Here is a 15925-nt window from a genome sequence, read left to right on the forward strand (position 1 = left end):
ATAGCTGAAAGCCCCGTATTTATGGAGCTTCCGGCGAAACCCTTACGTTTATCGGTCCATCAAAAAAGATCTTGCAAACGATGTATTACGGTATACCATCAGACCTACAAGCACATAAGAATCGCGTCACATCACCCGAGGACAGACCAATGATCGATGCCGCCGTCTACAAACAAGTCATGGGCTCGTTCCCGTCCGGCGTAACCGTGATCACCACGCTCGATGACGACGGCCAGATCGTCGGTCTCACCGCCAGCGCCTTCAGTTCGTTGTCCATGGACCCGGCACTGGTGCTGTTCTGCCCCAACTACAGCTCCGATTCCTACCCGGTCCTGATCAAGAACAAACGCTTTGCCATTCATGTGCTGTCCGGCGGCCAGCAGAGCGAAGCCTATGCCTTCGCACGCAAAGGCAAAGACAAGGCGCAAGGGATCGAGTGGACGTTGAGCGAATTAGGCAACCCGATCCTGGCCAACGCCACGGCGGTCATCGAATGCGAACTGTGGCGCGAATATGAAGGCGGCGACCACGCCATCATGGTCGGCGCGGTGAAGAACCTGATCGTGCCCCAGCACAACGCCGGACCACTGGTGTACTGCCACGGCAAGATGGGCGCCCTGCCGGTTCTCGCCTGACCTAATACTTAATAAGGTATTCCAATAATCAACAGACCCGCTGTCGACGGGCCAACAACAAAAGATCCGAGGAAAGCGTCATGAAATTTTCCCTGTTCGTACACATGGAACGTTGGGACGATAGCGTCAGCCACCGTCAGTTGTTCGAAGACTTGACCGAACTGACCCTGATGGCCGAGGCCGGCGGTTTCAGCACCGTGTGGATCGGCGAACACCACTCGATGGAATACACCATCTCGCCAAGTCCGATGCCTTTGCTGGCCTACCTGGCGGGCAAGACCACCACCATTCACCTCGGCGCCGGCACCATCATCGCGCCGTTCTGGCATCCGATCCGGGTGGCGGGTGAATGCGCGTTGCTCGACGTGATCAGCAACGGGCGCATGGAAGTCGGTCTGGCGCGCGGCGCTTATCAGGTCGAATTCGACCGCATGGCCGGTGGCATGCCCGCATCGAGCGGCGGCCAGGCGCTGCGGGAAATGGTCCCGGTGGTGCGCGCACTGTGGCAAGGCGACTACGCCCATGACGGCGACATCTGGAAATTCCCGACATCCACCAGCGTACCCAAGCCAATCCAGAAGCCGAACCCGCCGATGTGGATCGCCGCACGCGACCCGGACTCGCACAACTTCGCCGTGGCCAACGGCTGCAACGTCATGGTCACGCCGCTGATGAAGGGCGATGAAGAAGTCCTCGATCTGAAGAACAAATTCCAGGCGGCCCTCGACAACAACCCCGACGTGCCACGCCCGCAATTGATGGTGCTGCGTCACACCCACGTGCACACCGCTGACGATCCAGAAGGCTGGCAAGTCGGCGCCAAGGCGATCTCGAAGTTCTATCGCACGTTCGATGCCTGGTTCGGCAACAAGGTAACCCCGGTTAACGGTTTCCTCGCGCCGAGTCCGGAAGAGAAATTCGCCGGCCGTCCGGAGTTCGAACTGGAGAGCCTGCACAAGACCGCGATGATCGGTACGCCGGAAGAGATCATTCCGCGCATCAAGTACTACCAGGAACTGGGCGTCGACGAGTTCAGTTTCTGGTGCGATAACAGCCTGCCCCATGCGGAAAAGAAAAAATCCCTGGAGCTGTTCATCAAACACGTGGTGCCAGCGTTTCGCTGAGGATCACAAGGGCCGATTTGCGACACCTGCACCTATCACCTTCATCACAACGCCGGCGTTGAGGCCTTGCCCGACCCGGCGTTTTGCCCGCACTTTTTCAACCCGCTTCAACCCTCCCCTGCAAATCGCAATTTTCTGCCTAGACTTGCTCCTGTCCGTCGTACGAACAAGCGTTAAAACACGGAACCGTACGAACAATTAAAACAAGAGGAATCCCCCCAGATGTTCAAGTCCATCTGCAAAGCGTTCGCCTGCACCCTTGCCCTGGGCACCATCACCAGTGTCATGGCAGCCGATCCGGTGATCATCAAGTTCTCACATGTGGTAGCCGAACAGACGCCCAAAGGCCAAGGGGCGTTGCTTTTCAAGAAACTGGTGGAGGAACGCCTGCCCGGCAAGGTCAAGGTCGAGGTCTACCCAAACTCCTCATTGTTTGGTGACGGCAAGGAGATGGAAGCCCTGCTGCTGGGCGATGTGCAGTTGATTGCACCGTCACTGGCCAAGTTCGAGCAGTACACAAAGTCTGTGCAACTGTTCGACCTGCCCTTTCTTTTTGACAATATCGACGCAGTCAACCGCTTCCAGCTGAGCCCGCAAGGCCAAGCGCTGCTCAAGTCCATGGAAAGCAAAAACATCACCGGCCTGGCCTATTGGCACAACGGGATGAAGCAACTGTCGGCCAACAAGGCACTGCGCGTGCCCGCCGATGCCCGTGGCCTGAAGTTCCGGGTGCAAGCGTCGGCCGTACTTGAGGAACAATTCAAGGCCGTGCGCGCCAACCCGCGCAAAATGAGCTTCGCCGAGGTGTATCAGGGTTTGCAGACCGGTGTGGTCAACGGTGCGGAGAACCCCTACTCGAACATCTACAGCCAGAAAATGCACGAAGTGCAGAAGTTCATCACTGAATCCAACCACGGTGTACTGGACTACATGCTGATCACCAACACCAAGTTCTGGAGCGGTTTGCCACCGGATGTGCGCAGTGAGCTGGACAAGATTGTCGTTGAAGTCACCGCCCAGGTGAACAAGCAAGCGGAGCAACTGAACCAGGGTGACAAAGAACGGATCATTGCGGCCAAGACCACCGAAATCATTACCCTGACGCCCGAGGAGCGTAATCAATGGCGAGACGCGATGAAGCCGGTCTGGAAGATGTTTGAAGCTGATATCGGTCCTGATCTGATCTCCGCCGCCGAAGCCTCCAACAAGGCTCAATGATCGCCGGGCAGGTACTGCTGCGGCGGTGCCTGCCGATCATCACTCGACAGGGGATGCCATCCATGAGAGCACTTCGGCGGATCTGGGAGCACTTCGAGGAGGGGTTTATTGTCTTCCTTCTGGCGGCCATGACGCTGGTCACCTTCGTCTACGTCATTCTCAACAATCTCTACAGCCTCTTCTATTGGCTGGCCGAGCGCTGGGAGGGTGCGAGCGCCCCGTTGTTCGCCGTCGGCGACGGGATCATGGGGATGGCTCAGGCCATGACCTGGAGTACCGCACTGACCAAAGCCCTGTTTGGCTGGCTGATCTTTTTCGGCCTGGCTTACGGCGTGCGCACGGCCGGGCATATCGGCGTTGATGCACTGGTAAGGCTAGCCAGCCGATCGGTGCAGAAATACATCGGCATCGTCGCCTGCCTGTGCTGCCTGGCGTACGCGGGACTGCTCAGCGTTGCCAGCTTCGAATGGATTCAGACCCTGATGAATGCGGGCATCGGCGCTGAAGACCTGGGCCACTTCGGAATCATGCAATGGCACATCGGACTGATCGTCCCCTTGGGGTTTGCCCTGGTCTTCATTCGCTTCGCCGAAATTCTCGTGCGCATCCTGCGCAACCGCCAGACCGGCCTGGGCTTGGCCGACGAAGCCGCCGATGCCCTGAAACTGACTGAACAAGAGGATGACAAGCCATGACCATCGCCTTCCTGTTCGTGGCCCTGTTCGTCCTGATGTTCATCGGTGTTCCCATCGCCATTTCCCTGGGGCTGGCCGGCTCGCTGACCATCATTTTTTTCAGCCCCGATTCCGTGCGCTCCCTGGCGATCAAACTGTTCGAGACGTCGGAGCATTACACACTGCTGGCGATCCCGTTTTTCCTGCTCGCCGGAGCCTTCATGACCACCGGTGGCGTTGCGCGCCGGCTGATCGACTTTGCCAATGCCTGTGTCGGTCATATTCGCGGCGGCCTGGCCATCGCCGCTGTATTGGCGTGCATGTTGTTCGCCGCGCTTTCCGGTTCAAGCCCCGCGACGGTGGCTGCGGTGGGCTCGATTGCCATTGCCGGCATGGTCCGCTCCGGTTATCCGCAAGCCTTTGGCGCAGGGATCATCTGCAACGCCGGGACTCTGGGCATCCTGATTCCGCCTTCGATCGTGATGGTGGTCTACGCCGCCGCCACCGAAACCTCCGTGGGCAAGCTGTTCATGGCCGGTGTGGTGCCAGGCCTGTTGCTGGGCACTGCACTGATGGTGGCGATCTACATCGTCGCCGTTAAGAAAAACCTGCCGGCATTGCCACGCGCGACACTGCGTGAATTTCTGGCTACGGCACGCAAAGCGATATGGGGTCTGCTGCTGATGGTCATCATCCTGGGTGGCATCTATTCCGGGATGTTCACCCCGACCGAGGCGGCTGCTGTGGCGGCCGTTTACTCGGCGTTCATCGCCTTGTTCGTCTACAAGGACCTGACGTTTCGTGAAACGCCAAAAGTCCTGCTGGAATCCGCCAAGCTGAGCATCATGCTGATGTTCATCATTGCCAACGCCATGCTGTTCGCCCACGTCCTGACCACTGAACAGCTCCCGCAACAGATTACTGCCTGGGTGATTGACGCAGGCCTGACGCCCGTGACTTTCCTGCTGGTGGTCAACATTGTGCTGCTGATTGCCGGTGCGTTCATGGAGCCGTCTGCAATCATCCTGATCCTGGCCCCAATCCTTTTCCCCATCGCCATGAAGCTGGGTATCGACCCGATTCACCTCGGCATCATCATGGTGGTCAACCTCGAGATCGGCCTGATCACGCCACCGGTGGGCCTTAACCTGTTTGTCACCTCTGCGGTGACCGGCATGTCTTTACCGGCAACGGTCAAAGCGGCCATGCCCTGGTTGATGATATTGCTGCTGTTCCTGGTGCTGATCACCTACGTGCCGTGGATCTCCCTGGTGCTGCCGAACTGGCTGGGCATGAATTGACGTCTCGTCCACCACGCTCTGCGCCGCGATCTACTACAGTGGAATCACTCTGCATAAAGCCATAACAAGACGGAGAGGTTCCCCATGCGAGTGACAAAACGCTTTGCCCTGTTGGCCGCCGCCACGCTGGCATTCACCACCGCCGCCCAGGCAGCGCCGGTGTTCATCAACATCCTGACCGGTGGGACCAGCGGGGTTTACTACCCGATTGGTGTTGGCTTGTCGCAGATTTACAGCGATGGCATCCCGGGCGCGAAGACTTCAGTCCAGGCCACCAAGGCTTCGGTGGAAAACCTGAACCTGTTGCAAGCCGGTCGAGGCGAACTGGCGCTGGCACTGGGTGACTCGGTTGCCGATGCCAAAAACGGCGTGGAAGACGCCGGTTTCAAAGCGCCGCTGACCAAATTGCGTGCCATTGGCGGTGCCTATCCCAATTACATCCAGATCGTGGCCAGCAAGGAATCGGGCATCAAGACCCTGGCGGATCTCAAAGGCAAAACCATCTCGGTCGGTGCACCCAAGTCGGGCACCGAGCTGAACGCGCGAGCGATCTTCAAAGCGGCGGGTTTGACGTACGAGGACATGGGCAAAGTGCAATACCTGCCCTTTGCCGAATCGGTCGAACTGATCAAGAACCGGCAACTGGATGCGACGCTGCAATCTTCCGGATTGGGCATGGCAGCCATTCGCGACCTGTCCTCTGTCATGGCATTGAACTACATCGCCATCCCGACCGATGTGGTCGCGAAGATCGGCAACCCGGCCTACCAGAGTGCAATGATTCCGGCCAACACCTATGACGGACAAGACCAGGCCGTGCCGACGGTGGCAATCACCAACATTTTGGTCACCCGCGCCGATGTGCCCGATGAAGTCGCCTATGAGATGACCAAATTGTTGTTCGATAACCTGACGCGCTTGGGTAACTCACATTCGGCAGCCAAGGACATCAAACTGGAAAGCGCCGCCAAAAACCTGCCGATCGCGCTGCATCCGGGCGCCGAACGCTACTACAAGGAAAAAGGCGCGCTGTAACCGCACGAGGCGCAGTGGGCCCGCCACTGCGCCATAAATTCTATCCAGTGTGGTCATGAGGCAGGCAGCCAATGAGTGATGAACATCACGGCATTTCCGCGAATCCGCGGGACTGGCCAAAAACCTTGTTTTACGTAGCGTTGCTGTTTTCGATTTTTCAGATCGTCACCGCGGCCTTTTCACCCATCTCCAGCCAGGTGCTACGCGCGGTACACATCGGTTTTTTGCTGTGGGTGGTCTTTCTGAGTTACCCCGCTCACGGCAAGGCTCGTCCCTGGCAACCGCTGGCCTGGCTACTTAGCCTGGCAGCCATCGTCACCGCGTTGTATCAATGGGTGTTCGAAGCTGACCTGATCCAGCGCTCCGGCGATTTGACGACAGCAGACACGGTGACAGGTGTCCTGCTGATCGTCCTGGTATTCGAAGCCGCCCGACGCGTGATGGGCATTGCACTGCCAATCATCTGCGGCCTGTTCCTGGCCTATGGATTGTTCGGCGAATATCTACCGGGCGACCTGGCCCATCGCGGCTATGGCTTCGACCAGATCATCAATCAACTGTCTTTTGGAACCGAAGGGCTGTACGGGACGCCGACCTACGTTTCGGCGACCTACATTTTTCTGTTCATTCTGTTCGGCGCCTTTCTTGAACAGGCCGGCATGATCAAGCTGTTTACCGACTTCGCCATGGGATTGTTCGGGCACAAGCTCGGCGGCCCGGCGAAGGTGGCCGTTGCTTCGTCGGCGCTGATGGGGACCATCACCGGCTCCGGGATTGCCAACGTCGTGACCACGGGACAATTCACCATTCCGCTGATGAAGCGCTTTGGCTACCGGGCCGCGTTTGCCGGCGGGGTCGAGGCCACTTCGAGCATGGGCAGCCAGATAATGCCTCCGGTAATGGGCGCCGTTGCCTTCATCATGGCCGAAACCATCAACGTGCCTTTCGTGGAAATCGCCAAGGCGGCGTTGATTCCCGCCATCCTCTACTTCGGTTCGGTGTTCTGGATGGTTCATCTGGAGGCCAAGCGCTCCAACCTCAAGGGCTTGCCCAAAGACCAATGCCCCAGTGCTTTGGGCGCCGTAAAGGAAAACTGGTACTTGCTGATTCCCCTGCTGGTGCTGGTTTACCTGTTGTTTTCCGGACGCACCCCACTGTTCTCCGGCATGGTCGGCCTGGCACTGACCGCCATTGTGATACTCGGTTCGGCGATCATTTTCAGGGTGCAAGGCTTCGGCCTGCGTTGCGCGTTCTGGATCGCGCTTGGCGTCTTGTGCACCGGTTTTTTCCAGTTGGGCATCGCCGTGATTTTTGCAGTCATAGCGGTGCTGATGGTGATATGCGGGTTCATCAAGGGCGGCCGGGAAACGCTGATCATCTGCCTGCACGCGCTGGTCGAAGGTGCACGCCATGCGGTTCCGGTGGGGATCGCCTGTGCGCTGGTCGGCGTGATCATCGGCGTGGTGTCACTCACGGGGGTCGCTTCGACGTTTGCCGGGTATATTTTGGCCATCGGTCGGGACAACCTGCTGCTGTCACTGATATTGACGATGATCACCTGCCTGGTGCTGGGCATGGGCATTCCAACCATCCCCAACTACATCATCACCAGTTCGATCGCCGCACCGGCCCTGTTGGAACTGGGCGTGCCACTGATCGTGTCGCACATGTTCGTGTTCTATTTCGGCATCCTCGCCGACCTGACGCCACCGGTCGCCCTTGCCTGCTTTGCCGCGGCACCGATCGCCAAGGAGAGCGGATTCAAGATCAGCTTGTGGGCGGTGCGCATAGCGCTGGCCGGCTTCGTCATTCCGTTCATGGCCGTCTATAACCCGGCGCTGATGCTGCAAGGCGGCAACTTGTGGATGACCGCCTACATGCTGATCAAGACCGTATTGGCTGTTGGCCTCTGGGGAATGGCGTCCACCGGATATCTGCAACAGAAAATGGCCATTTGGGAACGTTTGTTGAGTCTTGGTGCCGGTGCATTGTTGATTGTCGCGTTGCCGTTGACCGATGAGATCGGCTTCGCACTCGGGATACTGGTCATTGTCCAGCACGTCTGGAGATCCAGACTGGCCGGGGTGGCCAACGCATGATCGGCTTGTGCCTGGGCCTGGCCGGTGTGGTCTGGGCCCAGCTGCCGGTTTCGGACTTCACGCTGGCATGGAACCACACCATCGAAAAGATCCGCTGGGAGGAGGATTACCGCGTCACTCAACAAGGCCTGGTGCTGGGAGAGGCACGAGTCCGCGGCAATGGCGCGGGAATGGAAATCCCGGAAGACGCTCGACTGGAAAACGGCAGTTGGCACTACCGCCGCCTGCTGCCTGCGCAGCAACCCCTGCGATTGGGACGAACCCCCGAGGCAGGTGACTACCAATTGTGCTTCGATGGCCGCTGCCATTTCATGAGCGAGTGGCTCGGTCCGCCGACCGACAGCCAGCCTTTCATTCAGCTGTGGAGTTGCCCGTCGGGATAAAGCTGCGTGTTGCGTTCGCTCACTGTGTATCACAACGTATCCGGATCCCGTCCCGATACACAGACTTTCATCTGGCCGTCGATACGGACACAGCTCAGATACGTCACCGCGTTGAAATGCCTGCCAGGTTTGAAGGAGATCAGCCAGACCTCCTGGCCAATGGCTTGCAACGGAGACATCACCATGAAGATGGCACTGCAGAACAACCGCACCGGCAATACTCGCCGCCGTCTGGTTGGCCCATCGATCCTCGCGCTCACCCTGTTCAGCGTGCTCGGCACCGCTCACGCGCAAACGACCGCCGCCGCGCAACCCGCCGCGACCAGTGCCGCTGCCACTTATACGACGCCCTCTCCGTTCGGCCCGTTGAAGCATGTCAACGCCGGACTGCTGAGCGTGGCGTACGCCGAAACCGGTCCGGCCGATGGTCCGGTGGTGATTCTTCTGCACGGCTGGCCGTACGACATTCACAGCTATGACGAAGTTGCGCCTTTGCTCGCGGCCAAGGGCTACCGAGTGCTGATGCCGTATGCGCGGGGTTACGGCGATACGCATTTCCTGTCTGACAAAACCGTTCGCAACGGCCAGCCCGCCGCGCTGGCCAGTGATGTCATCGACTTCATGGATGCCCTGAAAATCAAGCAAGCGGTGCTCGGCGGTTATGACTGGGGCGCGCGTTCGGCCGACATAGTCTCGGCACTGTGGCCGGAGCGGGTCAAGGCGCTGGTCTCGGTCAGCGGCTATCTGATCGGCAACCAGGCGGCTGGCCAGAACCCGCTGCCTCCCAAGGCTGAATTGCAGTGGTGGTATCAGTTCTACTTCGCCACCGACCGTGGCCGCGCCGGGTACGAGAAAAACACCCATGACTTTGCCAAGCTGATCTGGCAACTGGCTTCGCCGAAATGGGCGTTCGACGACGCCACCTTCGACCGCAGCGCCAAGGCGCTGAGCAACCCTGATCATGTCGACATCACCGTGTTCAACTACCGCTGGCGTCTGGGGCTGGTACAGGGCGAAAGCAAATATGACGCCCTGGAACAGAAACTGGCGACGGCGCCGTCCATCAGCGTGCCGACCATTACGATGGAAGGCGACGCCAACGGCGCACCGCACCCGAACCCTGACGACTACGCCAAACGCTTTACCGGCAAGTACGAGTTCCGCCTGATCAGCGGCGGCATTGGCCACAACCTGCCGCAGGAAGACCCGAAGGCGTTTGCCAAGGCTGTGATCGATGCGGATCACCTTTGAGCCCTGAGTCCGCATAGCGTTAACACTGTGGGAGCATGCTTGCTCTCACAGTTTTTACTCTCCTCCGACAGCGGCGCCGAGCCTGTGCTTGCCGATACATATGAACATCCGTATATTCGGACAGCCATATATTCGAGCCGTGCTCGTGCTCAATCCTGCCGCCATATTCAAAGAGGAGCCACCATGCGCGTTCTGTTCATGTGCACCGCCAATAGCTGTCGCAGCATCCTGTCCGAAGCGATGTTCAATCATCTCGCGCCAAGCGGTTTCCAGGCGATCAGTGCCGGGAGCTTTCCAAAGGGAGAGGTACTGCCGCGCAGCCTGACCACGCTGCAAGAGGCCGGCATTGCCATTGACGGCTTGAGCAGCAAAGGCAACGACGCCTTCGAAGCCAACCCACCGGATATCGTCATCACGGTCTGCGACAAGGCCGCTGGCGAGACCTGCCCCGTGTACTTCGGGCCCGCGCTGAAAGCCCATTGGGGGCTGGAAGACCCGTCTGACGTGAAGGGCGACGAGGCGACGGTCCGCGCGGCGTTTCACGCAACGCTGACGCGTATCGAAACCCGCTGCAGCGCGTTCCTCGCCTTGCCCTTCGCCCAACTGGATCGCGATGCATTGAAGCGTGAACTCGACCGCATCGGCGCACTGTAAAGGGAGCATCCATGACCGACTCACTGCCCAATCTCGACACAACCTTGATCCGGCCTGGCGCCGATGGCCCGCACAAGCCACGAATCCTGCTGCTGTACGGATCGACTCGCCCTCGGTCATTCAGTCGCCTGCTGGTTGAGGAAGCTGCCCGACTGCTCGAACACTTCGGCGCCGAGACGCGCATTTTCAATCCGACCGGCCTGCCGTTGCCCGACGACGCCCCGGCAGATCACCCGAAAGTTCAGGAGCTGCTCGAGCTGATGCAATGGTCTGAAGGCCAGGTCTGGTGCTCGCCCGAGCGTCATGGCTCGATGTCTGCCGTGTTCAAGGCGCAGATCGACTGGGTTCCGCTGGCGTTGGGTGCCGTGCGCCCGACTCAGGGCAAGACGCTGGCGGTGATGCAAGTCTGCGGTGGTTCGCAATCTTTCAACGTGGTCAATCAACTGCGCGTGCTGGGGCGCTGGATGCGGATGTTCACCATCCCCAATCAGTCTTCAGTGCCGAAAGCCTTTCTGGAATTTGACGAAAACAACCGCATGAAACCTTCTTCGCTCTATGACCGGGTGGTGGATGTGACTGAGGAACTGGTGAAGTTCACGCTGCTGCTCAGGGATCACCCAGAGCTTGTCGATCGCTACTCGGAGCGCAAGGAATCGGCGCAAGAACTTACTCAGCGTGTCAATCAGCGCCTCATTTGAAGAAATGACTGGGCGTCTTGCCGAACTGTTTCTTGAACATGGTCGTGAATGCGCTGGGGCTGTCGTAGCCCAGCTCACCGGCGATGTCGATGATCTTCTCCCCGACCGCAATGCGCTCCAGTGCCAGCAGCAACCGCGCTTGCTGGCGCCACTGGCCGAAAGTCATTCCGGTTTCCTTGTGAAACAAGCGCTGAATGGTTTTCTCGTCGAGGCTGAGCCGGGCGCTCCAGTGCGCCAAGGTCGATCCATCGCCGGGATCACGCTGCAGGGCCGAACAAATGGCTTTGATACGTTGATCCGTCGGCTGAGGCAGGTGCAAAGGCAACGTGGGCAGGATCCTCAGTTCATCGAGGATCAGGCGCATGACCCGGCCCTCGCGCGAGTCCTGGTCGTAGGGCGGCGCTACATTGACAGAAACCTTGATCAACTCACTCAGCAGCGCAGAAATGCTCACTGCCCGAGGCTCGTTCGGCAGGTCTGGAAACGGCTCGGGCCGTACGAACACGCTGCGCATCTTCAACGGCCCCACACAGCGAATCGAGTGAATGTGCCCGCTCGGCATCCAGATGCCACGGCTCGGCGGCACGGTCCACTGGCTCAATCCTGAATGCACGACCATCACGCCCTCGATCGCGTAGATCAATTGATGCGCTTCATGGGAGTGAGGTTCGATCACCCAGCTTTCCGGGTAGTCGGTCGCGCTGCTGCTGACTGCGCAGGCTCGCCCGTCGATCTCTCTGAGGAATTCATCTAGCGGCTTCAACAGCATGCCCTTTTTGCGATAGTCGATTCCCGAATTGCGCGAGACAGGCAATCCGGCGAAACCTAGCATAGCGCTCAACCCCAAAATGGGTAGCGCTTTTGGCGCCCCGCTGTGCGTTTTTGTCTGGAAGACCGCCCATGTCCATCAGCACCACCGCTTCCCCCGCCGCCACCGCATCGGTGGCCAGTCAAGCCAGCCCTCTGGTGATGCGCGTGATCGGCGCCTGTGCCCTCGCGCATCTGATCAACGACCTGATTCAGGCTGTGCTGCCGTCGATCTACCCGATGCTCAAGGCCACTTACGGCCTGACTTTCACCCAGGTTGGCCTGATCACCCTGACCTTCCAGCTCACCGCTTCGCTGCTGCAACCGTGGGTCGGTTACTACACCGATCGTCATCCCAAGCCATGGCTGTTGCCGGCCGGCATGGTCTGCACTCTGATCGGCATTCTCATGCTGTCGATGGTCGGCAGCTTCCCGGCGATTCTGTTGGCCTCGGCGCTGGTGGGCATTGGCTCTTCGACCTTCCACCCCGAGACATCCCGCGTCGCGCGTCTGGCCTCGGGCGGCCGCTATGGCTTTGCTCAGTCGACGTTCCAGGTCGGTGGTAACGCCGGCAGCGCATTCGGCCCGTTGCTGGCGGCGGCGATCGTGATTCCCTACGGTCAGGGGCACGTCGCCTGGTTCGGGCTGTTCGCGGTGTTCGCCATTCTCGTGCAGTACGGCCTGAGCCGCTGGTATCGCAACCACCTGAACCTGTTCAAGCTCAAGCAAGGCAGCAAGGCCACCCACGGTCTGTCCAAAGGCCGGGTGACGTTCGCCTTGGTGGTGCTGGCAATGCTGGTGTTCTCCAAGTATTTCTACATGGCCAGTTTCACCAGTTACTTCACCTTCTACCTGATCGAAAAGTTCGACCTGTCGGTCGCCAGTTCGCAGTTGTACCTGTTCCTGTTTCTTGGCGCCGTCGCTGCCGGCACGTTCTTCGGCGGCCCTATCGGCGACCGGATCGGTCGCAAGCAAGTAATCTGGTTTTCCATTCTCGGCGCTGCGCCCTTCACTCTCGCCCTGCCCTATGTCGACCTGTTCTGGACCGGCGTGCTGAGCATGATCATCGGCTTCATCCTCGCCTCGGCGTTCTCAGCGATCGTGGTCTTCGCCCAGGAACTGGTGCCGGGTAACGTTGGCATGATCGCGGGTGTATTCTTCGGTCTGATGTTCGGTTTTGGCGGCATCGGCGCCGCGCTGCTCGGGCACCTGGCGGATATCCACGGCATCGAATACGTGTACACGCTGTGCTCGTTCCTGCCGCTGCTGGGGATCCTGACTATCCTGCTACCGTCGACCAAAGGGGTTTAGAGCCCCGGAGGTCTTCTCGAAAAAAGAACGGAGCTTTCTTAATTATTCAGTTTTGGAAAAACTCACTCGAGACTACCTTGGCGCCAGGTTTGGCAGGCACGGCTTCAATCGCCCCGTGACCCAGCGCCAGCGGTTGTCATTTAAGAATTACTCGAGGTAAGTCCCATGTCTGAACACACCCTGGCTGTGCACTCCCCTTACAACGGTGCCGTCGTCGGTCACGTGGCGGTTTCCACCGAGGCCGATGTCGAGCACGCCTTGAGCATCGCCCACAGCCTGTTTCGTGATCGCAGCCAGTGGTTGTCCAAGCCTCGGCGTATTGAGATCTTGCAGCGCGCCGCCGAGCTGATCGCTGCGCGCAAGGACGAGATCGCCACCCAGGCTGCCAGCGAAGGTGGCAAGCCGCTGAAGGATTCGATCACCGAAGTCGAGCGCGGCATCGACGGCATTCTCAACTGCATCGAAGTGCTGCGCACCGAGGGTGGTCATGTGATCCCGATGGGGCTGAACGCCACGTCGGCCAACCGTGTGGCCTTCACTCAATACGAACCGCTCGGTGTGGTTGCGGCCGTCTCGGCGTTCAACCACCCGTTCAACCTGATCGTGCACCAGGTGGTGCCGGCCATCGCGGTGAGTGCACCAGTCGTCGTCAAACCGGCGGCCAACACGCCGCTGAGTTGCCGCACGTTGCTCGACATCCTCACCGAAGCCGGTCTGCCAGTCGGTTGGGCGCAGATGGTATTGCCGACCGACAACGCCGTCACCGGCAAACTGGTGTCGGACCCCCGGGTGGGTTTCTTCAGCTTCATCGGTTCGGCGGCGGTGGGCTGGATGCTGCGCTCGACCCTCGCACCAGGCACTCGCTGCGCGCTGGAACACGGCGGCGTGGCGCCGGTGATCCTGGCGGCGGACGCCGACCTCGACGATGCCTTGCCGCGCATCGCCCGTGGCGGTTTCTGGCACGCCGGCCAGGCCTGCGTGAGCGTGCAACGGATTTTCTGCCACCGCAGCATCGCCGAGCAGGTCGCCGAACGCCTGGGCCAGATGGGCGACGCCATGGTCGTCGGTGACCCGACCGATGCGCGTACCGATGTCGGCCCGCTGATCGCTGAACGTGAAGTCAACCGCGTGGGCCAATGGGTGGATGACGCCGTCGCCGGTGGCGCGCGTTTGGTCGCGGGTGGTCGCGCACTCGGCAACAACTGCTATGCGCCTACGGTGTTGTTGAATCCGTCCATTGATTCCAACGTGATGCAAAAGGAAGTGTTCGGCCCGGTGGTCGCGGTGTACGCCTACGACGATCTGGCTGATGCAATCCAGTTGGCCAACGCCCTGCCTTATGCCTTCCAGGCAGCGGTATTCACCCGGGATCTGGACACGGCGATGCAGTGCTATCAGGACCTCGACGCCACAGCGGTGATGGTCAACGAGAACACTCTGTTCCGTGTCGACTGGATGCCGTTCGCCGGCGCGCGCCTGTCCGGGAATGGCGTGGGCGGCATTCCTCACACCATGAAAGAAATGCAGGTCGAGAAGATGATGGTCTGGCGCTCTCGGGCGGTGCGTGGCTAAAAGACCGCTCAGAGGTTTGCCGCCAATGGCGATGGCGTCGGGAAAGAGAGCCGCTACACTTTTCTGGCTCCGTCGCCGCTGCACGAGCGGCCAAACCCTCGTCTCCTGATCTGGAGGTCTTCCATGAGCGACAATACCGAACTCAAGACATTCACAGGCTGGGCCGCAACGGCGGCCGGTGCGCCACTGGAGCGTTACAGCTACGATCCCGGTCCCTTGGGTGAAGAAGAAGTAGAAGTCGCCGTGGAATATTGCGGCGTCTGTCACTCCGACCAGTCACTGATCGATAACGATTGGGGCATCAGCCAGTACCCGTTTATTCCCGGCCACGAGGTCGTCGGCCGCATCGTCCGGGTGGGCGCGCAGGTGCGCGGTCTCGAAATGGGGCAACGGGTGGGCATCGGCTGGTACAAGGGCAGTTGCATGCATTGCTCGTCGTGCATCGAAGGTTCGCACAACATGTGCCGCACGGCCCAACCGACCATCATCGGCAGCAACGGTGGCTTCGCCGACCGGTTGCGCTCGCATTGGGCCTGGGCCCTGCCAATACCTGAAGGACTCGACCCGGCGATGGCCGGCCCGCTGTTTTGCGCAGGTTCCACCGTGTTCAACCCGCTGGTGGAATTCGGCATCAAACCGACCGATCGGGTCGGTGTGGTGGGCATCGGCGGTCTCGGTCATCTGGCGCTGCGTTTCCTCAATGCCTGGGGCTGCGAAGTCACCGCCTTCACCTCATCGCTGAGCAAACAGGACGAAGCCAAACGCCTGGGTGCACACAAGGTCATCGCCTCGACCGACAGCGACGCGCTGAAAGCGATTGCCGGCACCCTGGACTTCCTGTTGGTCACCGCCAACGCCAACCTCGACTGGACGACCATCCTCGCCACCCTGCGCGGCAAGGGTCGCCTGCATTTTGTCGGCATCGTGCCCAGTGCAATCCCGGTGCACGTGTTCGACCTGATTCCGCAACAAAAAACCCTGTCTGCCTCACCGGTCGGCTCGCCGAGCAACACGGCGACCATGCTGGAGTTCTGCGCACGTCATCAGATCGTGCCGCAGGTCGAGATGTTTCCCATGAGCCGCGTCAACGAAGCCATCGATCATTTGCGCAGTGGCAAGGCGCGTTATCGCGTGGTGTTGGATGCCAGTAAATGACAGGGCAG

Annotated in this window: 15 protein-coding genes; 14 read left to right on the forward strand and 1 reads right to left on the reverse strand. The window is 59.8% G+C overall.

Features of this window, described 5'->3' with window-relative positions:
* Positions 1–149 precede the first annotated feature (149 nt).
* The 11 genes from ACW9JC_RS01915 to arsH all read left to right on the forward strand — a co-directional run bounded on the left by ACW9JC_RS01915 (position 150) and on the right by arsH (position 11072).
* On the forward strand, positions 150–635 hold the full coding sequence (locus ACW9JC_RS01915) for a flavin reductase family protein (protein ID WP_448108165.1): 486 nt from the start codon (positions 150–152) through the stop codon (positions 633–635).
* 80 nt (positions 636–715) lie between these two features.
* Positions 716–1759, forward strand: a complete 1044-nt coding sequence (locus ACW9JC_RS01920) for an LLM class flavin-dependent oxidoreductase (RefSeq protein ID WP_457453222.1) — start codon at positions 716–718, stop codon at positions 1757–1759.
* Positions 1760–1981: 222 nt separating this feature from the next.
* Positions 1982–2977, forward strand: a complete 996-nt coding sequence (locus ACW9JC_RS01925; protein ID WP_457453224.1) for a TRAP transporter substrate-binding protein — start codon at positions 1982–1984, stop codon at positions 2975–2977.
* 62 nt (positions 2978–3039) lie between these two features.
* Positions 3040–3672, forward strand: a complete 633-nt coding sequence (locus tag ACW9JC_RS01930) for a TRAP transporter small permease (protein ID WP_338581309.1) — start codon at positions 3040–3042, stop codon at positions 3670–3672.
* Positions 3669–4952, forward strand: coding sequence for a C4-dicarboxylate TRAP transporter large permease protein DctM (gene dctM, locus ACW9JC_RS01935; RefSeq protein ID WP_457453226.1), 1284 nt, complete (start codon positions 3669–3671; stop codon positions 4950–4952). Before ACW9JC_RS01930 ends, dctM begins: the two co-directional genes overlap by 4 nt.
* 84 nt (positions 4953–5036) lie before the next feature.
* A complete protein-coding gene (locus tag ACW9JC_RS01940; RefSeq protein ID WP_457453228.1) occupies positions 5037–5987 on the forward strand; it encodes a TAXI family TRAP transporter solute-binding subunit in 951 nt (316 codons plus the stop codon).
* 71 nt (positions 5988–6058) lie between these two features.
* On the forward strand, positions 6059–8086 hold the full coding sequence (locus ACW9JC_RS01945) for a TRAP transporter permease (RefSeq protein WP_457453230.1): 2028 nt from the start codon (positions 6059–6061) through the stop codon (positions 8084–8086).
* Positions 8083–8469: a DUF1850 domain-containing protein gene (locus tag ACW9JC_RS01950; RefSeq protein ID WP_457453232.1), complete on the forward strand. Its 387-nt coding sequence runs from the start codon at positions 8083–8085 to the stop codon at positions 8467–8469. Before ACW9JC_RS01945 ends, ACW9JC_RS01950 begins: the two co-directional genes overlap by 4 nt.
* A 183-nt stretch (positions 8470–8652) precedes the next feature.
* Positions 8653–9720 carry an alpha/beta fold hydrolase gene (locus ACW9JC_RS01955; RefSeq protein ID WP_448108168.1) on the forward strand — a complete coding sequence of 356 codons (1068 nt, stop codon included), beginning with the start codon at positions 8653–8655 and terminating at the stop codon, positions 9718–9720.
* 183 nt (positions 9721–9903) lie between these two features.
* Positions 9904–10374: an arsenate reductase ArsC gene (locus tag ACW9JC_RS01960; protein ID WP_457453234.1), complete on the forward strand. Its 471-nt coding sequence runs from the start codon at positions 9904–9906 to the stop codon at positions 10372–10374.
* 11 nt (positions 10375–10385) lie between these two features.
* Positions 10386–11072, forward strand: a complete 687-nt coding sequence (gene arsH, locus ACW9JC_RS01965) for an arsenical resistance protein ArsH (protein ID WP_457453236.1) — start codon at positions 10386–10388, stop codon at positions 11070–11072.
* Here the strand turns inward: arsH and ACW9JC_RS01970 are convergent.
* A complete protein-coding gene (locus tag ACW9JC_RS01970; protein WP_457453283.1) occupies positions 11065–11841 on the reverse strand; it encodes an AraC family transcriptional regulator in 777 nt (258 codons plus the stop codon). The two genes, arsH and ACW9JC_RS01970, sit on opposite strands and share 8 nt — an antisense overlap.
* A gap of 131 nt (positions 11842–11972) precedes the next feature.
* On the opposite strand from ACW9JC_RS01970, the gene ACW9JC_RS01975 reads away from it, so the two are divergent.
* The 3 genes from ACW9JC_RS01975 (at position 11973) to ahr (ending at position 15917) form a co-directional block, all read left to right on the forward strand.
* A complete protein-coding gene (locus tag ACW9JC_RS01975) occupies positions 11973–13190 on the forward strand; it encodes an MFS transporter (RefSeq protein WP_457453238.1) in 1218 nt (405 codons plus the stop codon).
* A gap of 165 nt (positions 13191–13355) precedes the next feature.
* The gene (locus ACW9JC_RS01980; protein WP_457453239.1) at positions 13356–14762 is read left to right on the forward strand and encodes an aldehyde dehydrogenase family protein; all 1407 of its coding nucleotides are present in this window, start codon (positions 13356–13358) and stop codon (positions 14760–14762) included.
* A gap of 123 nt (positions 14763–14885) precedes the next feature.
* The gene (gene ahr / locus ACW9JC_RS01985) at positions 14886–15917 is read left to right on the forward strand and encodes an NADPH-dependent aldehyde reductase Ahr (RefSeq protein ID WP_457453241.1); all 1032 of its coding nucleotides are present in this window, start codon (positions 14886–14888) and stop codon (positions 15915–15917) included.
* Positions 15918–15925 lie beyond the last annotated feature (8 nt).

The organism is Pseudomonas sp. SDO5591_S426 (assembly GCF_054070755.1).